Genomic DNA, 22,530 nt, shown 5'->3' with positions numbered 1-22,530 from the left:
AATTATTTATAAATAATCAGATGAAAAATACATGGCTAAACAAAAAACAAGTCATGACTTCAATGATTCAAAACAGCTCACTGGCAGCGTTATTTATTCACCAGTTTGGCCGGGACGCTGTAAGTCAAAAGCGCCCCCAATATCATCATCGATGATAATACGCACATGGCCACTAAATTACTGTTGGTCAGTTGTTTGAAATAACCAATGATATAAGGCGAGATAAAGCCGCCGATATTGGCGATTGAGTTAATCAGGGCGATCCCCGCCGCCGCACAACTCCCGGTGAATATGGCATTCGGCAAGCTCCAGAACAGAGGCGAAGGCACCAGACTGGAAGCCACCGCCACGCACAGCGCCGCCATCACGACATGCTTATTGTCCGGGAACAGGCCGATAAAGATCAGGGATACCGCAGCAATGCAGAAGGGAACAATAATATGCCAGCGCCGCTCGCGATGTTTGTCCGAACTGCGTGCAGCGACCAACATCGCTACTACCGCCAGTATGTAAGGCAACATGGTCAACAACCCAATGTCCATCATCGATACCACGCCGGTGTCGCGAATAATGGTCGGCACCCAAAATGCCAACCCGCCCTGGCCCATCACGGTACAAAAGCAAATCAACCACATTTTGGTGAACGCAGACGATTTCAGCATGCTCTTCATCGTCCATTCCTGCTGCCCAGGGCTACCCTGATTTGGGCTGCGCGGAGCGCTTTGATCCATATCCGCTTTAATCAACGCCTTTTCCTGCGGGGTAAGCCATTTAGCGCTTTGATAAGTATTATCCAGAAAATAGAAAATAACGATGGCAATCAACAACGCACGCGGGCCACTGATAAAGAACAGCCACTGCCAGCCAGACAGATTCATCATGCCGTTCATATTCTCGATAATCCAGCCGCACAGCGGGCCGCCAATGATATTGCTGACCGGAATGCCACAAACAAACAGTGCGGTCATTTTGGCCCGCTGGCTGGAGGGGAACCAGAGCGTCAGATACAGGATCACACCAGGGTAGAACCCAGCCTCCGCCAACCCCAACAGAAAGCGCGCCAGGTAAAACTGCCAGGGATTGGTGATAAAGATGCTCAGCATCGAGATCAGTCCCCATACGACCATCAACAAAGCGATGATTTTTCTGGCGCCATACTTGCTCAACAAAATATTGCTGGGTACCCCGGCAATGATATACCCGATGAAAAATACCCCGGCGCCAAGGCCATAAACGGCCTCAGCCATTGAGACATTGCCATTGAGAATATCAGGCATCATTTGAAACTTGGAAAATGATATCCCTACCCGATCAAGATACCCTACGATATAACTCACCAACAGTATTGGCATAATTCGCCAGGCAACCTTTCGGTATAACGCGTTTTTATCCAGTGTGGACAGGGTGTTTTTATCAATTACAGCATTATCGGTTGCCATATAAGAGTCTCCTTGGGTTGGCATCCTGCTATTTACTGTCTTTATTGTGTTGAATAATAGTTATTGGAAAAGACCCTCTTTATTTATCATAAAGAGGGATTTTTAAATATTGAATATCTCTGATTCTATAAATAAGACGTCTGTTTTTTCTTCGAAGCCATAATAGGCTTAGCCGGCGACTTTGTGCTTGCCCATAATTTCCAGCGCCTGCACCAGCGCTGAGTGATCCAGATCGCCTGCACCATTTGCGGCGCAAACATTGAACAGCTCCTGGCAGGTTGCCGTATTCGGCAGGCTCAGCGACAGGGCTTTCGCACCTTGCAGAGCGAGATTAAGGTCCTTTTGATGCAGTGAGATGCGAAAACCGGGAGAGAATGCCCGTTTGATCATGCGCTCACCATGTACCTCCAGGATGCGCGAGGAGGCGAAACCGCCCATCAGCGCCTCGCGCACCCGCGCCGGATCGGCACCCGCCCGCGAAGCAAACACCAGCGCTTCCGATACCGCTTCAATAGTCAACGCCACGACGATCTGGTTAGCGACCTTGCAGGTTTGCCCATCGCCGTTGCCGCCGATCAGGGTAATATTCTTGCCCATTAGCGCCAGCAGAGGTTTAACCCGCTCAAACGTCGCCTCTTCACCACCAACCATTATGGTCAGCGTCCCTTGTTTGGCTCCGACCTCACCGCCCGAAACCGGCGCATCCAGATAAGCCGCGCCGAGTTGATTGATGCGCTCTGCAAACCCTTTGGTTTCCAACGGTGAAATGGAGCTCATGTCCACCACCACCTTCCCGGCCAGCCGCCCTGCGGCGCAGCCGTGTTCACCGAACAACACGTCTTCAACCTGCGGCGTATCAGGCACCATAATGAAGGTCACCTCGGCTTCGTCCACCACCTGTTGTGGATGGCGGCAGGCGATGGCGCCACGTTGCACCAGTGCGACGGGTACCTCGCGTCGGGTGTTGGCGTACAACTGATGGCCGCCCTCAATTAATTTTTCCGCCATCGGCGCACCCATGATGCCCAGACCAATAAATCCGACTTTCATTTCTGTCTCCTCAGGATTGGTACTTTGTCATCCATGACAGACCGCTTTCTGTCGTGGCGAGGGGTTTGTATTCACATCCGATCCAACCGCGGTAACCCATGCGATCCAGCGCGCTAAAGATATAGGCGTAGTTGATTTCGCCGGTCCCCGGTTCATGACGCCCCGGGTTATCCGCGACCTGAATATGGCTGATGTTAGCCAGCAGCCGCTCCAGGGTTTGCGTCAGTTCGCCCTCGGCGCGCTGCATGTGGTAAATGTCGTACTGCAGATAGATATTTGGGCTGCCGATTTGCTCAATTAATTCGATGGCCTGTCGGGAGTCCTGCAAATAAAAGCCCGGCATATCGTATTTATTGATCGGCTCGATCAGCAGGCGAATATTTTCTTTCGCCAGCAATTGGGCAGCATCACTCAGGTTAGCCATGACCTTTTCGTCGGTCTTGTGTCGGCTGACAGTGGGATCGGGATTGCCAATCAGACAGTTGATCTGCCCACAGCCCAGCGCATGGGCATACTCAATCGCCAGGCCAACCCCGTCACGGAATTCGCCCTCACGCCCCGGCAGACAGGCAATGCCTCGCTCTCCGGCAGCCCAATCGCCAGCCGGCAGGTTATGCAACACCTGCGTCAGCTGGTGCGCGGCCAATTCATCGCGCAAGGCGGCGATCGGATAGTCATAAGGGAACATATATTCCACCGCACTGAAACCCTGCTGCTTCGCACGACGAAAACGTTGCATAAAATCCACTTCATTAAATAGCATGGATAAGTTGGCTGAAAACTTTGGCATGATGATTCTCCTCAACGGTAGTCAAAGAAGTTGACCGAAGTTGGTGCATCTTCCGGCGTTTCCGCAATCGGCTCGAACTCGTTGACATTGTCCAGTTCAGTGCCCATGGAAATATTGGTGACGCGCTCCAGAATAATTTCCACCACGACAGGAACCCGGTGTTGCTGCATTAATTCCTGTGCCTGGCGGAATGCAGGTGCGATATCCTCCGGTTTGTGAACGCGCAGGGCTTTACATCCCAGACCTTCGACGACTTTGACATGATCCACGCCGTATTCGCCGAGCTCGGGATTGTTGATATTTTCAAACGACAGTTGGACGCAATAATCCATATCGAACCCACGCTGCGCCTGGCGGATCAACCCCAGGTAAGCGTTGTTCACCAACACATGGATATACGGCAGCTTGAATTGCGCCCCAACGGCCAACTCCTCGATCATGAACTGGAAATCGTAATCTCCCGACAGCCCGATGACCTTACGCTGCGGGTCGGCAGCGCAGACACCCAGCGCCGCCGGCAAGGTCCAACCCAACGGACCGGCCTGACCGGCGTTGATCCACTGGCGGGGCCCAAACACCTGCAGCATTTGCGCAGCGGCAATCTGCGACAACCCAATAGTGGTGACATAGCAGGCGTCGCGGCCAAAGGCGCGGTTCATCTCTTCATACACACGCTGCGGCTTGATCGGCACGTTATCGAAATGGGTTTTGCGCAGCAGGGTTTGCTTGCGTTGCAGACAGGTGGCACACCAGGCCCCACGGTCAGGCAACTGGCCGCGTTCAAAACGGCTGCGCGCCGAATCCACCAGCATCTGCAAGGCGATTCTCGCGTCCGACACAATGCCCAGATCGGGGCAAATGACCCGACCAATTTGCGTCGGTTCAATGTCGATATGGATAACCTTGCGCCCGGCGGTGTACTTATCCACCGAACCGGTATGGCGGTTGGCCCAGCGGTTGCCAATGCCCAGCACCAGATCAGAGTCCAGCAGGTTGGCATTGCCGTAACGGTGCGAAGTCTGCAACCCCGCCATGCCGGCCATCAGCGGATGGTCATCCGGGATCGATCCCCATCCCATCAGCGTCGGGATCACCGGCACATTGCAGATCTCGGCCAATTGTTGCAGCAAATCCGCCGCGTCGGCGTTATGGATACCGCCGCCGGCGATAATCAACGGTTTTTTCGCTGCGCACAGCAGGTCCAGCACCTTGTCGATCTGCGCCTGAGTGGCGGCCGGCTTATAGGCGGGCAAAGAGGCGTAGGTATCGGGGTCAAATTCGATTTCCGCCATTTGCACGTCGAAAGGCAGGTCGATCAACACCGGCCCAGGACGGCCGGAACGCATCAGATGAAACGCCTGTTGCAACACGCGTGGCACCAGCGCCGGTTCCTGTACGGTAACAGCCATTTTGGTCACCGGTTTGGCTATTGACTCAATATCCACCGCCTGAAAGTCTTCTTTATGCAGCCGTGCCCGCGGTGCCTGCCCGGTGATGCACAGAATAGGAATGGAATCCGCCGAGGCGGAATACAGACCGGTGATCATGTCGGTACCCGCCGGGCCAGAGGTGCCAATGCACACGCCAATGTTGCCGGCGGCGGCGCGGGTATAACCTTCCGCCATATGCGAGGCCCCTTCCACATGCCTTGCCAGATAGTGCTTAATGCCGCCGTGCCTGCGCATTGCGTCATAAAACGGGTTGATTGCCGCGCCGGGCACGCCGAAGGCCGTGGTGATCCCTTCTTTTTCCAGCACGTGCATTGCTGCATCTACAGCTCGCATAATTGCCATGTCATTCTCTCCTTAAATTTGTTGGAAAAATTTTCCAACTATGAATTCACGTCAAAAAAACCCGTTTGCTCATCAAACGGGGATTGCTGCTCTTCTGCTTATACCTAGCCAGTCAACGCCAGCCAGACATAAGGCGGTTTATGCTTTGCTGCGCGATTCGCCCAATGCCGCGCTGATATCCCTGGCCACTTCACCGACCAGCTCACCCAGTTCTTTAAACCGTTCCTTACCGACCCGCGAACTTGGCCCGGAAATGGAGATCGCCGCGATAACGTTGTTGTTGCGATCGAAAATCGCCGACGCCAGGCAGTTCAGACCCAGAGCGTGTTCTTCATCATCAATGGTGTAACCCTGCTCCAGCGACTGATGCAAATCCTTGCGCAATAAATTTACGCTGGTCAGGGTCTTCGGCGTATAGGATTGCAGGCCTGAACGCACGATCAAATCCAGCATTTCCTCTTCCGCCAATGGGTATAGCAACGCCTTGCCTGCGCCGGACGCATGCAGTGGCAAACGGCTGCCTAACGGTGCGCACATACGTACCATCGCCTGGCATTCGCATTGCCGAATCAGCACCGCATCAAAATTATTGCGAATTGCCAGATTGGCCGTTTCACCGGAAAGCAGCATCAGCCGCCGCATAAACGGCCCCGCTACCGACACCACGTCCCGATCGTTCATATAGGCAGAGCCCACGGTGAAAGATTGGATACCGATGTGCCACCAGCCCAACTGCGGATCCTGAAAGACGAACTCCGACTTTTCCAATACTTTCAGCAATCTAAAGGTGGTGGAGAGCGGTAGCTCCAGCTTTTCTGACAGCACGGAAACCGACGAGCTCCCCCCGGCATTTGCCAGATACTGGAGGATCTCCAGTCCACGATCCAAAGCCTGCGCACCTTTGGTTGCGCCAACCTCGGTAGAGGGTCGCCCTTTCCTGCGTAATTCGGTCATTCAAGCCTTCCTTCGTCTGTTACGGCACCAGCCATCTGCCCGCTATAATAAACGTCCTCCGCTGCAGGCGACCAGCGCTATCCCAAAACAATGCGACAGGGCTCGGGTAAACGGCTGACGATGCAGTTATCCGCCCCGGCGCGATCAATGGTGAAGAAATCGGTGATTTTTTCATAGGCGAACAACGGGTGGTGCCAGACGTTGCGATGGTAGTTAATCCCTTGCTTGCCATTGGTGATAAAGGCACGCAGCGTATCAAGGGGAACATCATCGCCGGGTTCGGCCACGATCACCACAAAGCGCTCCCCGTTCATCGGCACAAAGGCCTGCGACGAGAGCGGGTGTTTCTCCAGCAGTGAAAACGTCAGCGGTAGCTCACTGGGCTCCGCCCGGTTGATACTGGCCAATACCCGATGGCCATCAGACACTTCGATCTTGGCAAGGTCGTGATAACGTTCCGTTTTCCCATCATTGATGTGGAAGAACCGCGATCCCTCTATTTGCAGTACATCACCATAAGGCGCAAAGGCTTCTGGCGTTAATTCAGCGATGACTAGATCCATATGATGCTCCAAGACTCATTACCCAGACGACGATAAAAACGGCGACACTATTCCCTTCAGGCTTTCACTCTAGTCAGAGCAGGGTTAATTTGACAGATTTTTTTGGAAAAATTTTCCATAACAAGATCACCCGCACACTTTACGAGCAGAAAATAATCATATTACTTTAAAATCAACTATTTGAAAAATTAACGGCAAATCATAACGCTGTCAGATACCCTACGGAGTCGCCCCCGGCCCAACCTCTTTAGGTGTTTTTGTGACCGCGATCGTGAGCTTCAGCTTTAGCGCTGCCTATCGCGCCGTAACATCAGTAGATTCTTTTCATTGCTAACGGAAAAGGCAGCGTCAGCCAAGGAGCCCTCATGCTGGATCACGAAACCATTCGTTCGTTTATCAAAGTTGCTGAGTGTCAGAGCTTCTCGCGTGCAGCTGAGTTGCTGCACAAAACCACCGCCACCATCAGTTACCGCATCAAAGCGCTGGAAGAGAGCATTGGCACGCAGCTGTTTATCCGCACCACGCGGACCGTTAATCTGACGCCGGCTGGGGAATACCTGCTGGAGCGCTGCCGCCAGTGGCATAACTGGCTGGACGTGATGCCGGGTGAGCTGCGGCAAATCAATGACGGCGTCGAACATCAGGTCAATATCGTTATCAATAATCTGCTGTATAACGCCGCCGCAGTGGCCCGACTGCTGGCTTACCTGCACGGAAAATACCCTTTCACGCAGTTCCGAGTCTCGCGGCAGGTCTATATGGGCGTCTGGGATGCGCTGTTGAATGAGGACTGCCATCTGGCGCTCGGCGTGGCGGGCAATGAATCGCTTGAAAACAGCATCAAGGTGCTGCCGCTGGGCAAGATAGAGTGGGTTTTCGCCATTTCCCCAGACCATCCGCTCGCCAATGCTCCCTCCCCACTGGGTGAGGCTCAGCTGCGCGCCTATCCCGCCATTAACGTCGAGGATACCGCTCGCCATCTGGCAAAACGTATCGCCTGGCTGCTGTCAGGCCAGCAGGAAATCAAGGTGCCGGATCTGCACACGAAGCTTGAATGCCACCTGCGCGGCCTGGGGATCGGTTTCCTGCCGCACAGATTGTGTCAACCCTACCTCGATCGCGGCGAACTGGTGGCTAAAAACCTCAGATACCCGCGCCAGCAGTCGGCCTTGTCGTTAGCATGGTCGGACACGCGCTGCGGCGAAGCGGTCAAAACGATTATCGGGTTGTTCCAGACGCAGGACCCGCTGATCGAAGGCCTGGTTTGTGCGCTGGACTAGGGGTTTTTAGTGGTATAAGTAGGCATTCCTCCGGGCGTGGCGTAATATCTGTTTACATATGTCTGACAGGAGGTTTGCCATGTTTACCCTTATCCCCATCGTGATTGTCGTCGCGCTGATCATCGTCTTCGCCGGCGTCAAAATTGTACCGCAAGGGTTCCAATGGACGGTGGAACGCTTCGGCCGCTACACCAAAACGCTGATGCCCGGTTTGAATCTGGTTGTGCCCTTTATGGATCGCATAGGCAGAAAAATCAATATGATGGAACAGGTGCTGGATATTCCTTCGCAGGAAATCATCTCACGCGATAATGCCAACGTAGCCATCGATGCGGTGTGCTTTATCCAGGTGGTCGATCCGGCGCGCGCCGCCTATGAGGTCAGCAACCTCGAGCGGGCGATCGTCAACCTGACCATGACCAACTTCCGTACCGTGCTCGGCTCAATGGAGCTGGACGAAATCCTGTCGCAGCGCGACAGCATCAACAGCCGCCTGCTGCATATCGTCGACGAAGCCACCAACCCGTGGGGCGTCAAGATCACCCGTATCGAGATCCGCGACGTGCGCCCGCCGGCCGAACTGATCGCCTCAATGAACGCCCAGATGAAGGCCGAACGTACCAAGCGTGCGGACATCCTTGAGGCCGAAGGTGTGCGCCAGGCGGCCATCCTGCGCGCCGAAGGGGATAAGCAATCGCAGATCCTGAAGGCCGAGGGCGAGCGCCAATCGGCATTCTTGCAGGCGGAAGCGCGCGAACGTGCCGCAGAAGCGGAAGCGCGGGCCACTCAGTTGGTTTCCGACGCTATCGCCAGCGGCAATATCCAGGCGGTGAACTATTTTGTGGCGCAGAAATACACTGACGCGCTGCAGAAGATCGGTTCCGCCAACAACAGTAAAGTCATTATGATGCCGCTGGACGCCAGCAGCCTGCTCGGTTCAATCGGTGGCATTGCCGAGCTGTTGAAAGACACCAAAGGCAAGTAATCATGCTCGAACAAATTGCAGCAAACCCGCACTGGTTCTGGCTTTCGCTCGGCGGGCTGCTGCTGGCGGCCGAGATGCTCGGCGCCAGCGGTTACCTGTTATGGAGCGGCGTGTCGGCGGTGGTGGTCGGCGCGATGGTCTGGCTGCTGCCGCAGCTGGCCTGGGAGTGGCAGGGGGTGATTTTTGCCGTCCTGACCATTGTCGTGGCCTATCTGTGGTGGTACTGGCTGCGCCAGCGGCCGGCGGCGGCAACCAGCGGTTCGCAGGTGCTGAACCAGCGCAACCGCCAGTTGATCGGCACCCGCGCAACGCTGACCGAAGCCATGCACAACGGCATGGGCCGCATTAACATCGGCGACAGCAGTTGGCGTGCGCAGGCCAGTGAAGATCTGGCGATAGGGACCGAAGTCGAAGTGATCGCCGTCGAGGGCGTCACCCTGGTGATCCGTGCCGTTACGCGCTAGTGATTGCGGCAGCAACCGGCCAGGTTATTAATGATCGGGCATTCCGCCCCGTCATCGCCCGGGCATTCGTTCGCCAGCGCCAGCAAACGCTGGCGCATCTCGCCCAACTCACTGATGTGCTTTTCAATATCCGCCACTTTTTGCAGCGTGCGCGCTTTCACATCGGCGCTGTGGCGGGCCGGATCGTTGAACAGCGCCACCAGCTCACGGCACTCGTCCAGATTAAAACCCACCAGCCGCGCCTGGCGTAGCAGCGTCAGCTCTTCGATATGCTTCGGGTTATAGCTGCGGTAACCGTTATCGGTACGGATCGGCGCGGTAACCAGCCCTTTCTCTTCATAAAAGCGGATCGCCTTGCTGGTTAAGCCGGTTTTTTTCGCCACGTCGCTGATATTCATTTTCACTCCTTGACCTTCCCCTTGCTGGAAGGTTTAACCTTCATTCTTAGTGAAAATAGGCTAAGCGGTCAACCTTTAAACACCGCACTTGAGCGAGGAACCGAATCATGTCACAAACCACCGTGCTGGCGTTGCAGGGGCTAACCTGCATGAACTGCGCGCAACGGGTGAAAAAAGCCCTGGAAAGCCGCAACGATGTCGAACAGGCAGAGGTCAACGTCCATTACGCCAAAGTCACCGGCGATGCGCCGAGCCAGGCGTTGATCGACAGCGTGATCGCCGCCGGTTACCAGGCTGCCGTAGCGCAACGGCCGGATACCGAACTGCAGCTGAGCGGCCTGAGCTGCATGCACTGCGCCGCCAGCACCCGTAAAGCGCTGGAAGCGGTACCGGGCGTGATCGCCGCCGACGTCGGCATCGAGTCGGCCAAGGTCTATGGCGATGCCGCTCCCGAGGCGTTGATCGCAGCGGTCGAGGAAGCCGGTTATCACGCCAGCGTCAATGGAGCCGCCCCTCTCCCAAAAACTGAGCCGTTGACTGAATCAGCCCCTGAATTGCCGGAACCCCAGGCAGCGGCCCCCTCTTCCCTTCCGGCAACTCGCCACAGCGACGATGATGACAGCGTTCAACTGCTGCTCAGCGGCATGAGTTGCGCCAGCTGCGTCAGTAAAGTCCAAAGCGCGCTGCAAAGCGTGCCCGGCGTCGAACAGGCGCGGGTCAATCTGGCGGAACGCAGCGCGTTGATTACCGGCGGTGCCGATCCGCAGGCGCTGGTGGCGGCGGTGGAAAAAGCCGGCTACGGCGCGGAAATGATCCAGGACGAAACCGAACGCCGCGAGCGCCAGCAGCAGACCGCGCAGGCCAACATGAAGCGCTTCCGCTGGCAGGCGGCTCTCGGCCTGGCGCTGGGCATTCCGCTGATGGCCTGGGGTCTGTTTGGCGGCAGTATGTCGCTGACACCGGAAACCCAACGCCCGTGGCTGTGGGTGGGTCTGATCACGCTGGCGGTGATGGTGTTCGCCGGCGGGCATTTTTACCGCAACGCCTGGCGCGCGCTGCGCAACGGCAGCGCCACCATGGATACGCTGGTCGCACTCGGCACCGGCGCCGCCTGGCTGTATTCGATCAGCGTCAACCTGTGGCCGGATTTCTTCCCGATGGAGGCGCGGCACCTGTATTACGAGGCCAGCGCCATGATCATCGGCCTGATCAACCTCGGCCATGCGCTGGAGCAGCGGGCGCGCCAGCGTTCGTCACAGGCGCTGGAGCGGCTGCTGGACCTGACGCCGCCGACGGCGCGGCTGGTGACCGACGACGGCGAGAAAACCATTGCGCTGGCGCAGGTGCAGCTTGGCATGACGCTGCGCCTGACCACCGGCGATCGTATCCCGGTGGACGGCGAAATTGTGCAGGGCGAAGTGTGGCTGGACGAAGCCATGCTGACCGGCGAAGCCGTGCCGCAGCAGAAAGGCGTTGGCGATACGGTGCATGCCGGTACGGTGGTGGATGACGGCAGCGTGCTGTTTCGCGCAGGCGCAATCGGCAGCAAAACCACGCTGGCACGAATCATCAAACTGGTGCGCCAGGCGCAGAGCAGCAAGCCGGAGATTGGCAAACTGGCGGACCGCATTTCTGCGGTGTTCGTGCCGGTGGTGGTGGCCATCGCCCTGTTCAGCGCGGCGATCTGGTATTTCTTCGGCCCGCAGCCGCAGTTGGTTTACACGCTGGTGATCGCCACTACGGTATTGATCATTGCCTGCCCTTGCGCGCTGGGCCTGGCGACGCCGATGTCGATCATCTCCGGCGTTGGTCGTGCGGCCGAGTTCGGCGTGCTGGTGCGCGACGCCGATGCGTTGCAGCAGGCCAGCACCCTGGATACGCTGGTGTTTGATAAAACCGGCACCCTGACCGAGGGCCAGCCGCGCGTGGTGGAGATCTTCACCTTCAATCAGATCGGCGAGCAGCAGGCGCTGCGCTGGGCCGCGGCACTGGAACAAGGTGCCAGCCATCCCTTGGCGCGGGCCATCGTTGAGCACGCCGCCGGGCAAGCGCTACCGCCGGTTGAGCAGTTCCGGACCCTGCGCGGTGCCGGCGTCAGCGGCGAAGTGGACGGCGTGAAGCTGCTGCTGGGCAACGCCGCGCTGTTGCAACAGCACCAGGTGGCGACCAGCGCGCTGGAAGCGCAGATGCAGCAACAAGCGGAGCGCGGCATTACGCCGGTGCTGCTGGCAGCCGACGGCCAGCCGGCTGCGCTGATCGCCATCCGCGATCCGCTGCGCAGCGACAGCGTTGAGGCGTTGCAACGCTTGCATCGTCAGGGCTATCAACTGGTGATGCTGACCGGCGACAACCCGGTGACCGCCAACGCCATTGCCAAAGAAGCCGGTATCGACAAGGTCATCGCCGGCGTGCTGCCGGACGGCAAAGCCGAGGCGATCAAACAGTTGCAGGCGCAGGGCCACCGCGTGGCGATGGTCGGCGATGGCATCAACGACGCCCCGGCACTGGCGCAAGCCGACGTGGGCATCGCGATGGGCAGCGGTAGCGATATCGCTATCGAAACAGCCGCAATCACCCTGATGCGTCACAGCCTGAACGGCGTCGCCGACGCGCTGGAACTGTCGAAGGCCACGCTGCGCAACATGAAACAGAACCTGCTCGGGGCATTCATTTACAACACGCTCGGCATTCCCATCGCCGCCGGGGTGCTGTATCCGTTGACCGGCACGCTGCTCAGCCCGGTAGTGGCGGGCGCGGCGATGGCGCTGTCTTCCATTACCGTAGTCAGTAACGCCAACCGGCTGTTGCGTTTTAAACCGAAACGCTGAATGCCACTGCGGGGCGCAAATTCTTGCGCCCCGCGTCCTTTGGGATAATTCCTTCACTCTTCAGGCTTTCTTGTGCGCCGGATAGCGTTTAGCATGGCATAAACGCGCTACCCGCCAGAGGCCAGGCCGTCGTCTGCACACTCGCGGGGAAAATAAGGAACCACGCTGTATGGGTAAGCTATTACGCCGCCTGGCCGCCTTTCTCGGCATTATTTCTCCGATGACCTACGCCTACCCGGCGCTGGATATCCGGCTGCCCGGCGATCGTCAATTCCATCTGGTGGGCAGCATTCATATGGGCACGGTGGATATGTCGCCGCTGCCGGCCACGCTGGCGACCCGCCTGAAACAGGCTGATGCCCTGATTGTCGAAGCCGATATCACCGGCTCCGCCTCGCCGTTTGGCCACAGCGCCCCACAGCCCGACCTGGTGGAGCGCCTTTCCGATACCGAGTTTCAGCAGTTATTGGTCCTGTGCCAGGAACTGGGTGCCGACGCAGAGGTGTTCTCGACCCTCCCCGGCTGGCAGGTGGCGTTGACGATGCAGGCTCGTCAGGCTCAGCGACTGGGGTTGCGCGCCGAGTACGGCGTGGACTACCAACTGTTGCAGGCCGCCAGGCAACAACACAAAAAGGTGATTGAGCTGGAAGGAGCTGAACAGCAGATGGCGATGCTGGAACAGTTGCCGGAAGGCGGTATGGCGCTACTGCGCGATACGCTGGAACACTGGCACACCAACGCGCGGCTGCTGCAAACCATGGTGAGCTGGTGGCTGGACGCAAAACCCAACGGCGCGCTGGAAACCCTGCCCGCCACCTTCAGCGCCGATCTGTACGACGTGCTGATGCATAGGCGCAACCGCGACTGGCGGCAGAAACTGGAGGCGTTACCGGCCGGCAACTACGTGGTGGCGGTGGGCGCACTGCATCTGTACGGCGAAGATAATCTGCCGGCGATGCTTCAGGCGCAGTAAAAAAAGTGGCCAATATCGCTACTGGCCAGTCAAAGAGGAATTTCTTGTATTTTAGTTATACGCATAGCAACCGTGTTAACGGTTACAATAGACAGGGTAGCAACCCAGTGAACACCTTGGCAACCCGCTTTATGTAACAGCTGCTCAGGTTGCTGCCGCCGTTAGATTTTTGTAATTTTGTTGCTTTGCGTTGCAACTTCCCGTGCGAAGGGAAATAGGAAAACAGTATGACGCCCGCAGTGATCCTGCTTGAGAAACAAAAAATCGCGTTTACCCTTCATCCCTATCATCACGACAGTGCGGAAACCCACTTCGGTGATGAAGCGGTGCAGAAACTTGGGCTCGATGCCGATCGCGTCTATAAAACGTTGTTGGTGGCGCTGAACGGCGACGCCAAACATCTGGCGGTAGCGGTAACGCCGGTCGCGACCCAGTTGGATCTGAAAAAGGTCGCTCGCGCCCTGGGCGCAAAGAAAGCGGAAATGGCCGACCCGCAACTGGCGCAGCGCGTAACCGGTTATCTGGTCGGCGGCATTAGCCCGCTGGGGCAGAAAAAGCGGTTGCCGACGGTGATTGACAGCCCGGCGCAGCAGTTCGCCACCATTTACGTCTCCGGCGGCAAACGCGGGCTGGATATCGAACTGGCCGCCGGCGATTTATGCCGCCTGCTGGCCGGCAGCTTCGCCGATATCGCCAAGCGCGATTAAGCGGATGGGGAGCCTTGCGGCTCCCCGATTAACATTTACTGATAAACAATCTCGCCCTTCGGCTCATAGGCCGCCGCATCCAGCGGAGAGTGCTTCTCGATATACTGTTTCAGCACTTCGGCATCGATAAAACCGGTGTTGACGTAGCTTGGCAGGGTATCGAGTTTCGGATAACCGTCGCCGCCCAACGCATTGAAGTTCAGCGTCGCCATGCGGTAGGTTTTGTCCGCCTGCAATGGCTCGCCCTTGATCTTCACGTTGCTGACGCCCTTGCCGTCCGCCGTCAGGCTGACGTTGGCAAACTGCGCGTAAGCGCCGGAATCCACCTTCATGTTGGCGACTACCGCCAGGTATTTTTCTACCTCGCTGCCTTTCATCTCGGCATACACCAGCGTGTTGCCAAACGGTTGTACCTTGAGCACGTTTTTATAGGTTATGTCGCCGGATTCGATCGAATCACGCACCCCACCGCCGCTCATCACCGCAAAATCGGCTTCGGCACGTTCCATTTGCGCTGCCAGCAGCACGCGCGACAGGTTGGTCTGAACGAAGCGCACCTTGCTGCGATCGCCCTCCAGCTTGCCGTTCACACTGCCGATTTTTACCTCAAGCTGCGCCTTGCCCTTGTCCTGGAATGGCGTCAGCAGTTTCATCATGGAAGGATCTTCCTGAATTTGCCGGGTGTAATACACTCGCTCGCTGGTGCCGTCGGCTTTTTCCACCTTCTTCTTCAGGTTGACCGGGATCAGTTGATAATGCACCAGCTTCAGTTCGCCGTTGCGGAACTGGAAGTCGGCACGGCCGACGTATTTGCCCCACTCGTGTGCCTGGACGATCCAGGTGCCGTTTTGGCGATCCGGCGAGCACGGAGTGCCCGGCACGTAGTCTACCTGCTTGTGGTTTTCGCCGGCCATACAGACCGGATCCTGCGAGTGACCGCCGACGATCATATCCAGATAACCGGCAGGCAGGCTGCGCGCCATCTCGACGTCGCCCGGCGCGTTGGAACCGTGGTTGCCGTCATCGTAATGGCCCATGTGAGTGGCGGCGATGATCACGTCCGGCTTTTCATCCTTGCGCAGTTGCTCAACCACTTGTTTCGCTTCCTGCGCCGGTACGCGGAACTCGATATCGGTAAAGTATTCCGGGTTGCCGATCTTGGCGGTGTCGTCGGTGGTCAGGCCGATAACCGCGATCTTGATGCCCTGCTTGTCAAATAAGGCGTAGGGTTTGAACAGACGCTGTTGAGTGCTTTTCTGATAGATATTGGCCGACAGCAGCGGGAAGGTCGCCCACTTCTCCTGCTGACGCAGCACGCTGAGCGGATTGTCGAACTCATGGTTGCCGATCGCCATCGCATCGTAACCCACCAGGTTCATGCCGCGAAAATCCGGTTCGGCATCCTGCAGGTCGGACTCCGGCACGCCGGTATTGATATCGCCGCCGGACAGCAGCAGCAGACTACCGCCCTTGGCCGCCACTTCCTGGCGAATGCTGTCTACCAGGGTTTTCTGCGCGCCCAGACCATACTCACCGTGATCGTTCTGCCAGAAATGGCCATGGTGATCGTTGGTATGCAGGATGGTGATGTCGTAAGTTTTATCCTTTTCCCAGGCGCTGGCGGCTCCCGACAGGAAAGTCAGGGACACGGCCAAGGCGCATGCGGTGGTTTTTAACGAAAAACGCATGGCGGCTCTCCATGATGAAAATGAACTGTTTTTTTGAGGTGGCCGAAATTGTAGCGCGAAACAAAGGCGAGTGATTTCAAATTTTTGCGATATACGTCAAATTATGTCGGATGTGGTAAAAATTGAACAACTTGCCTAAGATAATCTGCTCTGAACTCTATAACTTACCAGGCTAATAATAAAATGACCGACCGTAGCGAAACCGCCATGCCGCCGGCCAAGGGCGGTGCGGTTAAAGGCACCGCTTTCTCGATCCTCGGCGCCATCAGCGTATCCCATTTGTTGAACGACATGATTCAGTCGCTGATCCTGGCGATTTACCCGATCCTGCAGGCCGATTTCAATCTCAGCTTTGTGCAGATCGGCATGATCACCCTGACCTATCAATTGACCGCCTCGCTGTTGCAACCGTTGATCGGCCACTTCACCGATAAACACCCGCAGCCTTATTCGCTGCCGATCGGCATGGGCTTTACCCTGTGCGGTCTGCTGCTGCTGTCGGTAGCCAATACTTTCCCGCTGGTGTTGCTGGCTGCAGCGTTGGTCGGTACCGGCTCTTCGGTGTTCCACCCGGAGTCGTCCCGCGTGGCGCGCATGGCTTCCGGCGGCCGGCATGGTCTGGCGCAGTCGCTGTTCCAGGTCGGCGGCAACTTTGGCAGTTCTCTGGGCCCCCTGTTGGCGGCGCTGATTATCGCGCCTTACGGTAAGGGCAACGTCGCCTGGTTCTCACTGGCGGCGCTGCTGGCTATTGTGGTGCTGTTGCAGGTCAGCAAGTGGTATCAGCAACAGCATCGGGCAACAAAAGGTCTGCCAAAAACCGCCGCTGCGCGGCAACCGCTGCCAAAACGTACCGTTACCTACGCTCTCGGCATCCTGCTGGTGCTTATTTTCTCAAAATATTTCTACTTGGCCAGTATCAGCAGCTATTACACCTTTTATCTGATACATAAGTTCGGCGTTTCGGTACAAAATGCCCAGATACACCTGTTTGCTTTTCTGTTCGCCGTAGCCGCCGGCACCATTATCGGCGGGCCACTGGGCGACAAGATAGGCCGAAAATATGTCATTTGGGGCTCCATACTTGGTGCAGCACCTTTCACGCTTGTTTTACCCTATGCATCTTTATACTGGACCGGTATTTTGACGGTAATCATAGGAGTAATTCTCGCCTCGGCGTTTTCGGCCATTTTGGTCTACGCTCAGGAGCTGATCCCCGGAAAAGTGGGTATGGTTTCCGGTTTATTCTTCGGTTTTGCTTTTGGTATGGGTGGGTTAGGTGCGGCAGTTCTTGGTTATGTCGCAGATTTAACCAGTATCGAATTGGTCTACCAAATCTGTGCTTTCTTACCCTTGATCGGCATTATCACCGCACTGTTGCCTAATATGGATCATAACTCGCAATAACCCTGCTACAGCCCGGTTGATAAATATTATTCGGCCGGGTTATCTCCCACATAAATCAATGTTATTTGACTTATTCTTTGATAAATCCCCTCACTGGCCTGCCCAACGCGGAATCCTCTGCTTTTTCGCAAAAAGGCCAAATTTAGCTAAGCAAAGCACGTACAAATGCAATAAACTAAATGTATCTTTTCGTAACTTCGTTGCGTTTTCCCTCTACCGCCATGCATAGCTAGAAGGAGTCTGGATGCATAATTCAACACCGTTAATCACCACCATTGTCGGAGGGTTAGTACTCGCCTTCCTCCTCGGTATGCTGGCGAATCGCCTGCGCATCTCCCCACTGGTAGGATACCTTGCAGCAGGCGTGCTCGCCGGCCCCTTTACCCCCGGGTTTGTTGCCGACACCTCGCTGGCACCGGAACTGGCGGAAATTGGCGTGATTTTGTTGATGTTCGGTGTTGGCCTCCATTTCTCTCTTAAAGACCTCCTCGCAGTAAAACATATCGCCATTCCCGGCGCCGTGGCACAGATTGCCGTCGCCACCTTGCTGGGTATGGGGCTGTCCAAGTTGCTCGGCTGGGATTTGATTTCCGGCCTGGTGTTCGGGCTATGTCTGTCCACCGCCAGTACCGTGGTGTTGCTGCGTGCTCTGGAAGAACGCCAGTTGATCGACAGTCAGCGCGGGCAAATCGCCATCGGCTGGCTGATCGTGGAAGACCTGGCGATGGTGCTGACATTGGTGCTGTTGCCGGCCTTCGGCAATATGATGGGCAATGACAACGCCAGCAGCAGCCAGTTGCTGATGGAGCTGGCCATCACCATCGGCAAGGTCATCGCCTTTATCGCGCTGATGATTGTGGTCGGCCGCCGCCTGGTGCCGTGGATCCTGGCGAAAACCGCCAGCACCGGCTCTCGCGAGCTGTTTACCCTGGCGGTGCTGGCGCTGGCGCTGGGCATTGCCTATGGCGCCGTGAAGCTGTTCGACGTTTCCTTCGCTCTGGGGGCGTTCTTCGCCGGCATGGTGCTGAACGAGTCGGAGCTGAGCCACCGTGCAGCCCACGACACGCTGCCGCTGCGCGATGCTTTTGCGGTGCTGTTCTTTGTCTCGGTCGGCATGCTGTTTGACCCGATGATCCTGATCAACGAGCCGCTGGCGGTGCTGGCGACGCTGGCGATTATCGTGTTCGGTAAATCGGCGGCGGCGTTCCTGCTGGTGAAAATGTTCGGCCACTCCAGGCGCACCGCGCTGACCATTTCCGCCAGCCTGGCGCAGATCGGCGAGTTCGCCTTCATTTTGGCCGGCCTTGGCATCTCGCTCGGCATGATGTCGGAGCACGGCCGTAATCTGGTGCTGGCTGGCGCCATCCTGTCGATCATGCTCAACCCGCTGCTGTTCACCCTGCTCGAACGTTATCTGGCCAAGACCGAAACCATGGAAGACCAGATTCTGGAAGAAGCTGTGGAAGAAGAGAAGCAGATCCCGTTCGATATGTGCAATCACGCCCTGCTGGTCGGCTATGGCCGTGTCGGTAGCCTGTTGGGTGCCAAATTGGCCGAGGCCGGCATCCCGCTGGTGGTGATCGAGAACTCTCGCCCTCGGGTCGAAGCGCTGCGTGAACAGGGTATCAAAACGGTGCTGGGCAACGCCGCCAATCCGGAGGTGATGGATCTGGCAAGGCTCGACTGCGCACGCTGGCTGTTGCTGACCATTCCAAACGGCTACGAGGCCGGGGAGATCGTCGCCTCTGCGCGCAACAAGCGGCCAAACATCGAGATTATCGCCCGCGCGCATTACGATGACGAGGTGTCATACATCTCAGATCGCGGTGCCGACCAGGTCGTGATGGGCGAGCGGGAAATCGCCAACAGCATGTTGAATATCCTTAAGCTGGATACGCTGAGCGAAGAAGAGAAAATGGGCGCCTGCCCGATTTGACGTGAAAAGCGGTGATCAAAAAGGTCCGGCTTGCCGGACCTTTTGCTTTTTACCGTTCCCAGTAAGACTCTTCCAGGCTGTCTTCCCGTTCCGGCAGGCCACGCGTCAGGCGCGGTGAATGCTGGTTCAGCACCTGATAGCTGACGCGATTGGCATATTTGCACACCTGCGCCAACGAGGAATACGTCAGGTAGCTGCGCACATGTTTGCTGGAATTCGGCACGTTATTGCGGTGAAAACCGTTGGCGGCGATATCATGCAACAACGCCGACAGCGCGCCGTCGCCGGCGCCGTTGGTATTCATGATTTTCTCCGGCCCGCCCATGTACGGCGCGATATGCGAATAGATGCGGAACGGGTTCTCGCAGCTTTCACGACGCATGGCACGGCTGAACTCATAACGGTTGAATTCGGCGATATGCCCCGGCAACAACGGATGCTGGGTTTCCCGCTTGTTGGCCTCTTCAGTGTAACCCGCCATATACAGGCCGTTTGGCCCGGCGGTGCACAGCACTAAATCCACCCACTCGAGCGCCATATCAGAGGCGGTGAGCGGATCGCTCAGCCCGGTCAGCTCCAGCGCTTCGTCTTCGTTCATCGCCAGAATCGACACGTGCTGCTTCAGGAAATCGCGCCACCACTGCGGGTTATCGGCAATCACATACTTGGTGCCCAGCGTCAGCACCACCGGCACGTCGTGTTTTTTGGCAAATTCTATGGCTTGCATGGTGGCGGCAGGCATCGGCTCCCCCTCCTTGCAGCGCACCAGATACGACGTCAGTACCAGCGCCGATGCACCTGCGATCACCTCTTCCGGCACGCTCTCCGGCCGCAGTTGGTTCATCTGCCCGGGGCTGATGGCGAAAGTGCGTTCGCCGCTTTCTGTGATCAAGGTGAAGCAGCGGCCAATAGCGCCGTCAACCGCCTGCAGGTGGTTAAGATCGGTGCGGCTCGAGGTATTGCACAAATAACGGTAAGCGTAGCTGCCGATTTTAATGTTGCTGCACATGACGCCAAGCAGGACCGAACGGTCATCCGCCAGCACCGAATAGTTGTGCAGAGTATTGCCGATGGTACCGCCGGCGAACTGATGGTCGATCAGATTGTTTTCGCTTAGCTCCTGATACAGTGCCTCGGCGACGTCATCCTCAATCACCAGGGAATGTCCCAGGCTCAAACCGTAGCGTTGGATAAACGCGTCATCCACTTTTGCTTCGATATCCACCAGCGTCTGGTCGATGCCGACGATATAAGAGGTGCTGACTTCATTTTCAGGCTGAACTTGCTGCAAGAGCGGATCGCGAGCGTTCACCGGAAAATAGTGTTTGGACTTACGTTTACCAGGAAATTTCATGTGATTGGCGGCAGTGGCTATTATCAGGCAGAAAATGTTAGCACATTTCTGCCTGATTGAGGGGGTTGCATGACGATCAGAAGCGCTGAGCCACCAGTTGCTGCATCATATCGATATGCGCCGGTTCGTCGTTCAGCGCGGCTATATACTCGAACTTCTCACCGCCGGCCTTGAGGAAGATCTCGCGGTTCTGCTCTTTGATTTCTTCCAGCGTTTCCAGGCAGTCCGCCGAGAAGCCGGGGCAAATCAGCTGAATATGCTTGATGCCCTGCGCCGGCAAGCTTTTCAGGGTTTCATCGGTGTAAGGCGTCAGCCAGGGTTCGCGGCCAAAGCGAGACTGGTAGGTCATCATCACCCTGTCCGGTGCCAGCGGCAGCGTGGCGGTTAAGGCACGCAGCGTATCTTCGCAGCGTTGCGGATAATCGTCGCCGAGGCGGGCATAACGCTTGGGAATGCCGTGGAAAGACAACACCAGCCGATCCGGCTGGCCGTGCTCGGCGAACGAGCGTTCAACGCTCTGGCGCAGCGCGGCAATATAGGCCGGGTGCTCGGCGTAGTCGCGGATAAAGCCTATCGACGGCAGGCGGCGGTAGCCTTTCAGCACGCGAGCCACGCCATCCCACACCGCCGCACTGGTCGAACAGGAGTATTGCGGATACAGCGGCAATACCACCAGATTGGTTACGCCCTGCGCCAACAGCTTGTCTATCGCTTCCGCCAGGCTCGGCGAACCGTAGCTCATGCCCAGCTCTACCGGGGTGTTCGGCATGCGTGCGGCCAGCGCGCGTTGCTGACGGCGGCTGTAGACCAACAGCGGCGAGCCTTCGTCCATCCATACCGACTGATACAGCTTGGCGACGCGCGGCGATCGGAGCGGCAAGATCGCGCCATTAAGGATGGGCCACCAGATCAGCGGTGAAGTATCGACTACGCGGTCGTCGCTGAGGAATTCCTTCAGATAGCATTTTACCGCCGACGAGGTCGGAGCATCCGGCGTGCCCAGGTTCACCAGCAATACCCCGTGTTTCTCTTGCTTCATCTCAGCTCCCCTTGATGCCTTACAGGCTAACCCCCCGTTCTGGATCAGGGCGTTAACGTCAATTAATGGCGTCTATTGTAGCGGAAAAGCGCTGCACCGAAACCGATATCAGCAACAGGCGGCGCCTCTGTCGCCAGATAAAAAAAACGCCAGACCTAAGGCCTGGCGCTATGCACTGCAATGAAAAATCGATCAGCCGAGGATGGTCGCCAGTTCAGCGCTCACTTCGGTCACTTTACGGGTGCCGTCGATTTTACGGTATTGGGTGTGGCCTGCTTGCGCTTCTTTGCTGTAATAGGAAATCAGCGGTGCGGTCATCTGATGGTATTCCACCAGGCGCTTGCGCACGGTTTCTTCCTGATCGTCTTTACGGGTGGTCAGCTCTTCGCCGGTCACGTCGTCTTTGCCTTCCACCTGCGGCGGATTGAATTTAACGTGATACACGCGGCCAGACGGCGCATGTACGCGGCGGCCAACGATGCGATCGACGATCAGTTCGTCCGGCACGGCGAATTCCAGCACGTAGTCCACGTTGATGCCGGCTTCTTTCATCGCATCAGCCTGTGGAATGGTGCGCGGGAAACCGTCCAGCAGGAAGCCGTTACGGCAATCTTCCTGAGTGATGCGTTCTTTAACCAGTGCAATCACCAGCTCATCGGTCACCAGCTTGCCGGCGTCCATGATTTCTTTCGCCTGCTTGCCCAGCTCACTGCCGGCCTTCACGGCTGCGCGCAACATATCACCGGTGGAGATTTGCGGAATACCGTATTTCTCCATGATGAATTGAGCCTGAGTACCTTTACCAGCGCCCGGAGCGCCCAGCAGAATGATACGCATTGCGTAAATCCCCTTGCTATGTAGTTTTTATAAAATTGCGAAAACGCT

General features: G+C 56.9%; 19 protein-coding genes. 8 read left to right on the top strand and 11 right to left on the bottom strand.

From position 1 onward, the window contains the following. Positions 1–89 precede the first annotated feature (89 nt). From ACTJJ1_RS14960 to ACTJJ1_RS14935, 6 genes are all read right to left on the bottom strand, one after another. Positions 90–1,439: an MFS transporter gene (locus ACTJJ1_RS14960; RefSeq protein WP_440834278.1), complete on the bottom strand. Its 1,350-nt coding sequence runs from the start codon at positions 1,437–1,439 to the stop codon at positions 90–92. Positions 1,440–1,607: 168 nt separating this feature from the next. Further along, positions 1,608–2,489 carry a 2-hydroxy-3-oxopropionate reductase gene (gene glxR, locus ACTJJ1_RS14955; protein ID WP_440834276.1) on the bottom strand — a complete coding sequence of 294 codons (882 nt, stop codon included), beginning with the start codon at positions 2,487–2,489 and terminating at the stop codon, positions 1,608–1,610. A 10-nt stretch (positions 2,490–2,499) separates the two neighbouring features. Then, the gene (gene hyi, locus ACTJJ1_RS14950; protein WP_440834274.1) at positions 2,500–3,279 is read right to left on the bottom strand and encodes a hydroxypyruvate isomerase; all 780 of its coding nucleotides are present in this window, start codon (positions 3,277–3,279) and stop codon (positions 2,500–2,502) included. 11 nt (positions 3,280–3,290) lie between these two features. After that, positions 3,291–5,072 carry a glyoxylate carboligase gene (gene gcl / locus ACTJJ1_RS14945; RefSeq protein ID WP_440834272.1) on the bottom strand — a complete coding sequence of 594 codons (1,782 nt, stop codon included), beginning with the start codon at positions 5,070–5,072 and terminating at the stop codon, positions 3,291–3,293. 138 nt (positions 5,073–5,210) lie between these two features. Then, positions 5,211–6,026, bottom strand: coding sequence for an HTH-type transcriptional repressor AllR (gene allR, locus ACTJJ1_RS14940; RefSeq protein WP_440834270.1), 816 nt, complete (start codon positions 6,024–6,026; stop codon positions 5,211–5,213). A 77-nt stretch (positions 6,027–6,103) separates the two neighbouring features. Beyond that, positions 6,104–6,589 (bottom strand): ureidoglycolate lyase, encoded by a 486-nt coding sequence (locus ACTJJ1_RS14935; RefSeq protein ID WP_440834268.1) that lies wholly within the window; start codon positions 6,587–6,589, stop codon positions 6,104–6,106. A 365-nt stretch (positions 6,590–6,954) separates the two neighbouring features. On the opposite strand from ACTJJ1_RS14935, the gene allS reads away from it, so the two are divergent. The 3 genes from allS to ACTJJ1_RS14920 all read left to right on the top strand — a co-directional run bounded on the left by allS (position 6,955) and on the right by ACTJJ1_RS14920 (position 9,318). Then, on the top strand, positions 6,955–7,869 hold the full coding sequence (gene allS, locus ACTJJ1_RS14930; protein WP_440834266.1) for an HTH-type transcriptional activator AllS: 915 nt from the start codon (positions 6,955–6,957) through the stop codon (positions 7,867–7,869). Between the two features lie 79 nt (positions 7,870–7,948). Next, a complete protein-coding gene (locus ACTJJ1_RS14925; protein ID WP_004949405.1) occupies positions 7,949–8,854 on the top strand; it encodes an SPFH domain-containing protein in 906 nt (301 codons plus the stop codon). A 2-nt stretch (positions 8,855–8,856) separates the two neighbouring features. Further along, on the top strand, positions 8,857–9,318 hold the full coding sequence (locus tag ACTJJ1_RS14920) for an NfeD family protein (protein ID WP_004949404.1): 462 nt from the start codon (positions 8,857–8,859) through the stop codon (positions 9,316–9,318). Here the strand turns inward: ACTJJ1_RS14920 and cueR are convergent. Beyond that, positions 9,315–9,716: a Cu(I)-responsive transcriptional regulator gene (gene cueR / locus ACTJJ1_RS14915; protein ID WP_004949402.1), complete on the bottom strand. Its 402-nt coding sequence runs from the start codon at positions 9,714–9,716 to the stop codon at positions 9,315–9,317. The two genes, ACTJJ1_RS14920 and cueR, sit on opposite strands and share 4 nt — an antisense overlap. 107 nt (positions 9,717–9,823) lie before the next feature. On the opposite strand from cueR, the gene copA reads away from it, so the two are divergent. The 3 genes from copA (at position 9,824) to ybaK (ending at position 14,224) form a co-directional block, all read left to right on the top strand. Next, entirely contained in the window at positions 9,824–12,544 is a 2,721-nt protein-coding gene (copA, locus tag ACTJJ1_RS14910) for a copper-exporting P-type ATPase CopA (RefSeq protein WP_004949400.1), read from the top strand. 169 nt (positions 12,545–12,713) lie between these two features. After that, complete coding sequence (locus tag ACTJJ1_RS14905) at positions 12,714–13,517, top strand: TraB/GumN family protein (RefSeq protein WP_004949398.1); 804 nt, start codon at positions 12,714–12,716, stop codon at positions 13,515–13,517. Positions 13,518–13,744: 227 nt separating this feature from the next. Next, on the top strand, positions 13,745–14,224 hold the full coding sequence (gene ybaK / locus ACTJJ1_RS14900; RefSeq protein ID WP_004949396.1) for a Cys-tRNA(Pro)/Cys-tRNA(Cys) deacylase YbaK: 480 nt from the start codon (positions 13,745–13,747) through the stop codon (positions 14,222–14,224). Between the two features lie 35 nt (positions 14,225–14,259). On the opposite strand, the gene ushA is transcribed toward ybaK, so the two are convergent. Continuing rightward, complete coding sequence (ushA, locus tag ACTJJ1_RS14895) at positions 14,260–15,912, bottom strand: bifunctional UDP-sugar hydrolase/5'-nucleotidase UshA (protein ID WP_004949394.1); 1,653 nt, start codon at positions 15,910–15,912, stop codon at positions 14,260–14,262. 183 nt (positions 15,913–16,095) lie between these two features. On the opposite strand from ushA, the gene ACTJJ1_RS14890 reads away from it, so the two are divergent. Then, positions 16,096–17,316 (top strand): MFS transporter, encoded by a 1,221-nt coding sequence (locus ACTJJ1_RS14890; RefSeq protein ID WP_004949392.1) that lies wholly within the window; start codon positions 16,096–16,098, stop codon positions 17,314–17,316. Between the two features lie 244 nt (positions 17,317–17,560). Next, entirely contained in the window at positions 17,561–19,252 is a 1,692-nt protein-coding gene (gene ybaL, locus ACTJJ1_RS14885) for a YbaL family putative K(+) efflux transporter (RefSeq protein ID WP_004949391.1), read from the top strand. 49 nt (positions 19,253–19,301) lie between these two features. On the opposite strand, the gene ACTJJ1_RS14880 is transcribed toward ybaL, so the two are convergent. The 3 genes from ACTJJ1_RS14880 to adk form a co-directional block, all read right to left on the bottom strand. Then, a complete protein-coding gene (locus tag ACTJJ1_RS14880) occupies positions 19,302–20,606 on the bottom strand; it encodes an inosine/guanosine kinase (RefSeq protein WP_004949389.1) in 1,305 nt (434 codons plus the stop codon). A 76-nt stretch (positions 20,607–20,682) separates the two neighbouring features. Continuing rightward, entirely contained in the window at positions 20,683–21,645 is a 963-nt protein-coding gene (gene hemH / locus ACTJJ1_RS14875; protein WP_440834261.1) for a ferrochelatase, read from the bottom strand. A 192-nt stretch (positions 21,646–21,837) separates the two neighbouring features. After that, on the bottom strand, positions 21,838–22,482 hold the full coding sequence (adk, locus tag ACTJJ1_RS14870; protein ID WP_004949386.1) for an adenylate kinase: 645 nt from the start codon (positions 22,480–22,482) through the stop codon (positions 21,838–21,840). Positions 22,483–22,530: the final 48 nt, after the last annotated feature.

This window comes from Serratia sp. 22264, assembly GCF_052045345.1.
Taxonomy (GTDB): Bacteria; Pseudomonadota; Gammaproteobacteria; order Enterobacterales; family Enterobacteriaceae; genus Serratia; species Serratia plymuthica.
The sequence above is the reverse complement of the archived record's forward strand: the minus strand, read 5'-3'. Positions and strand labels throughout refer to the sequence as shown.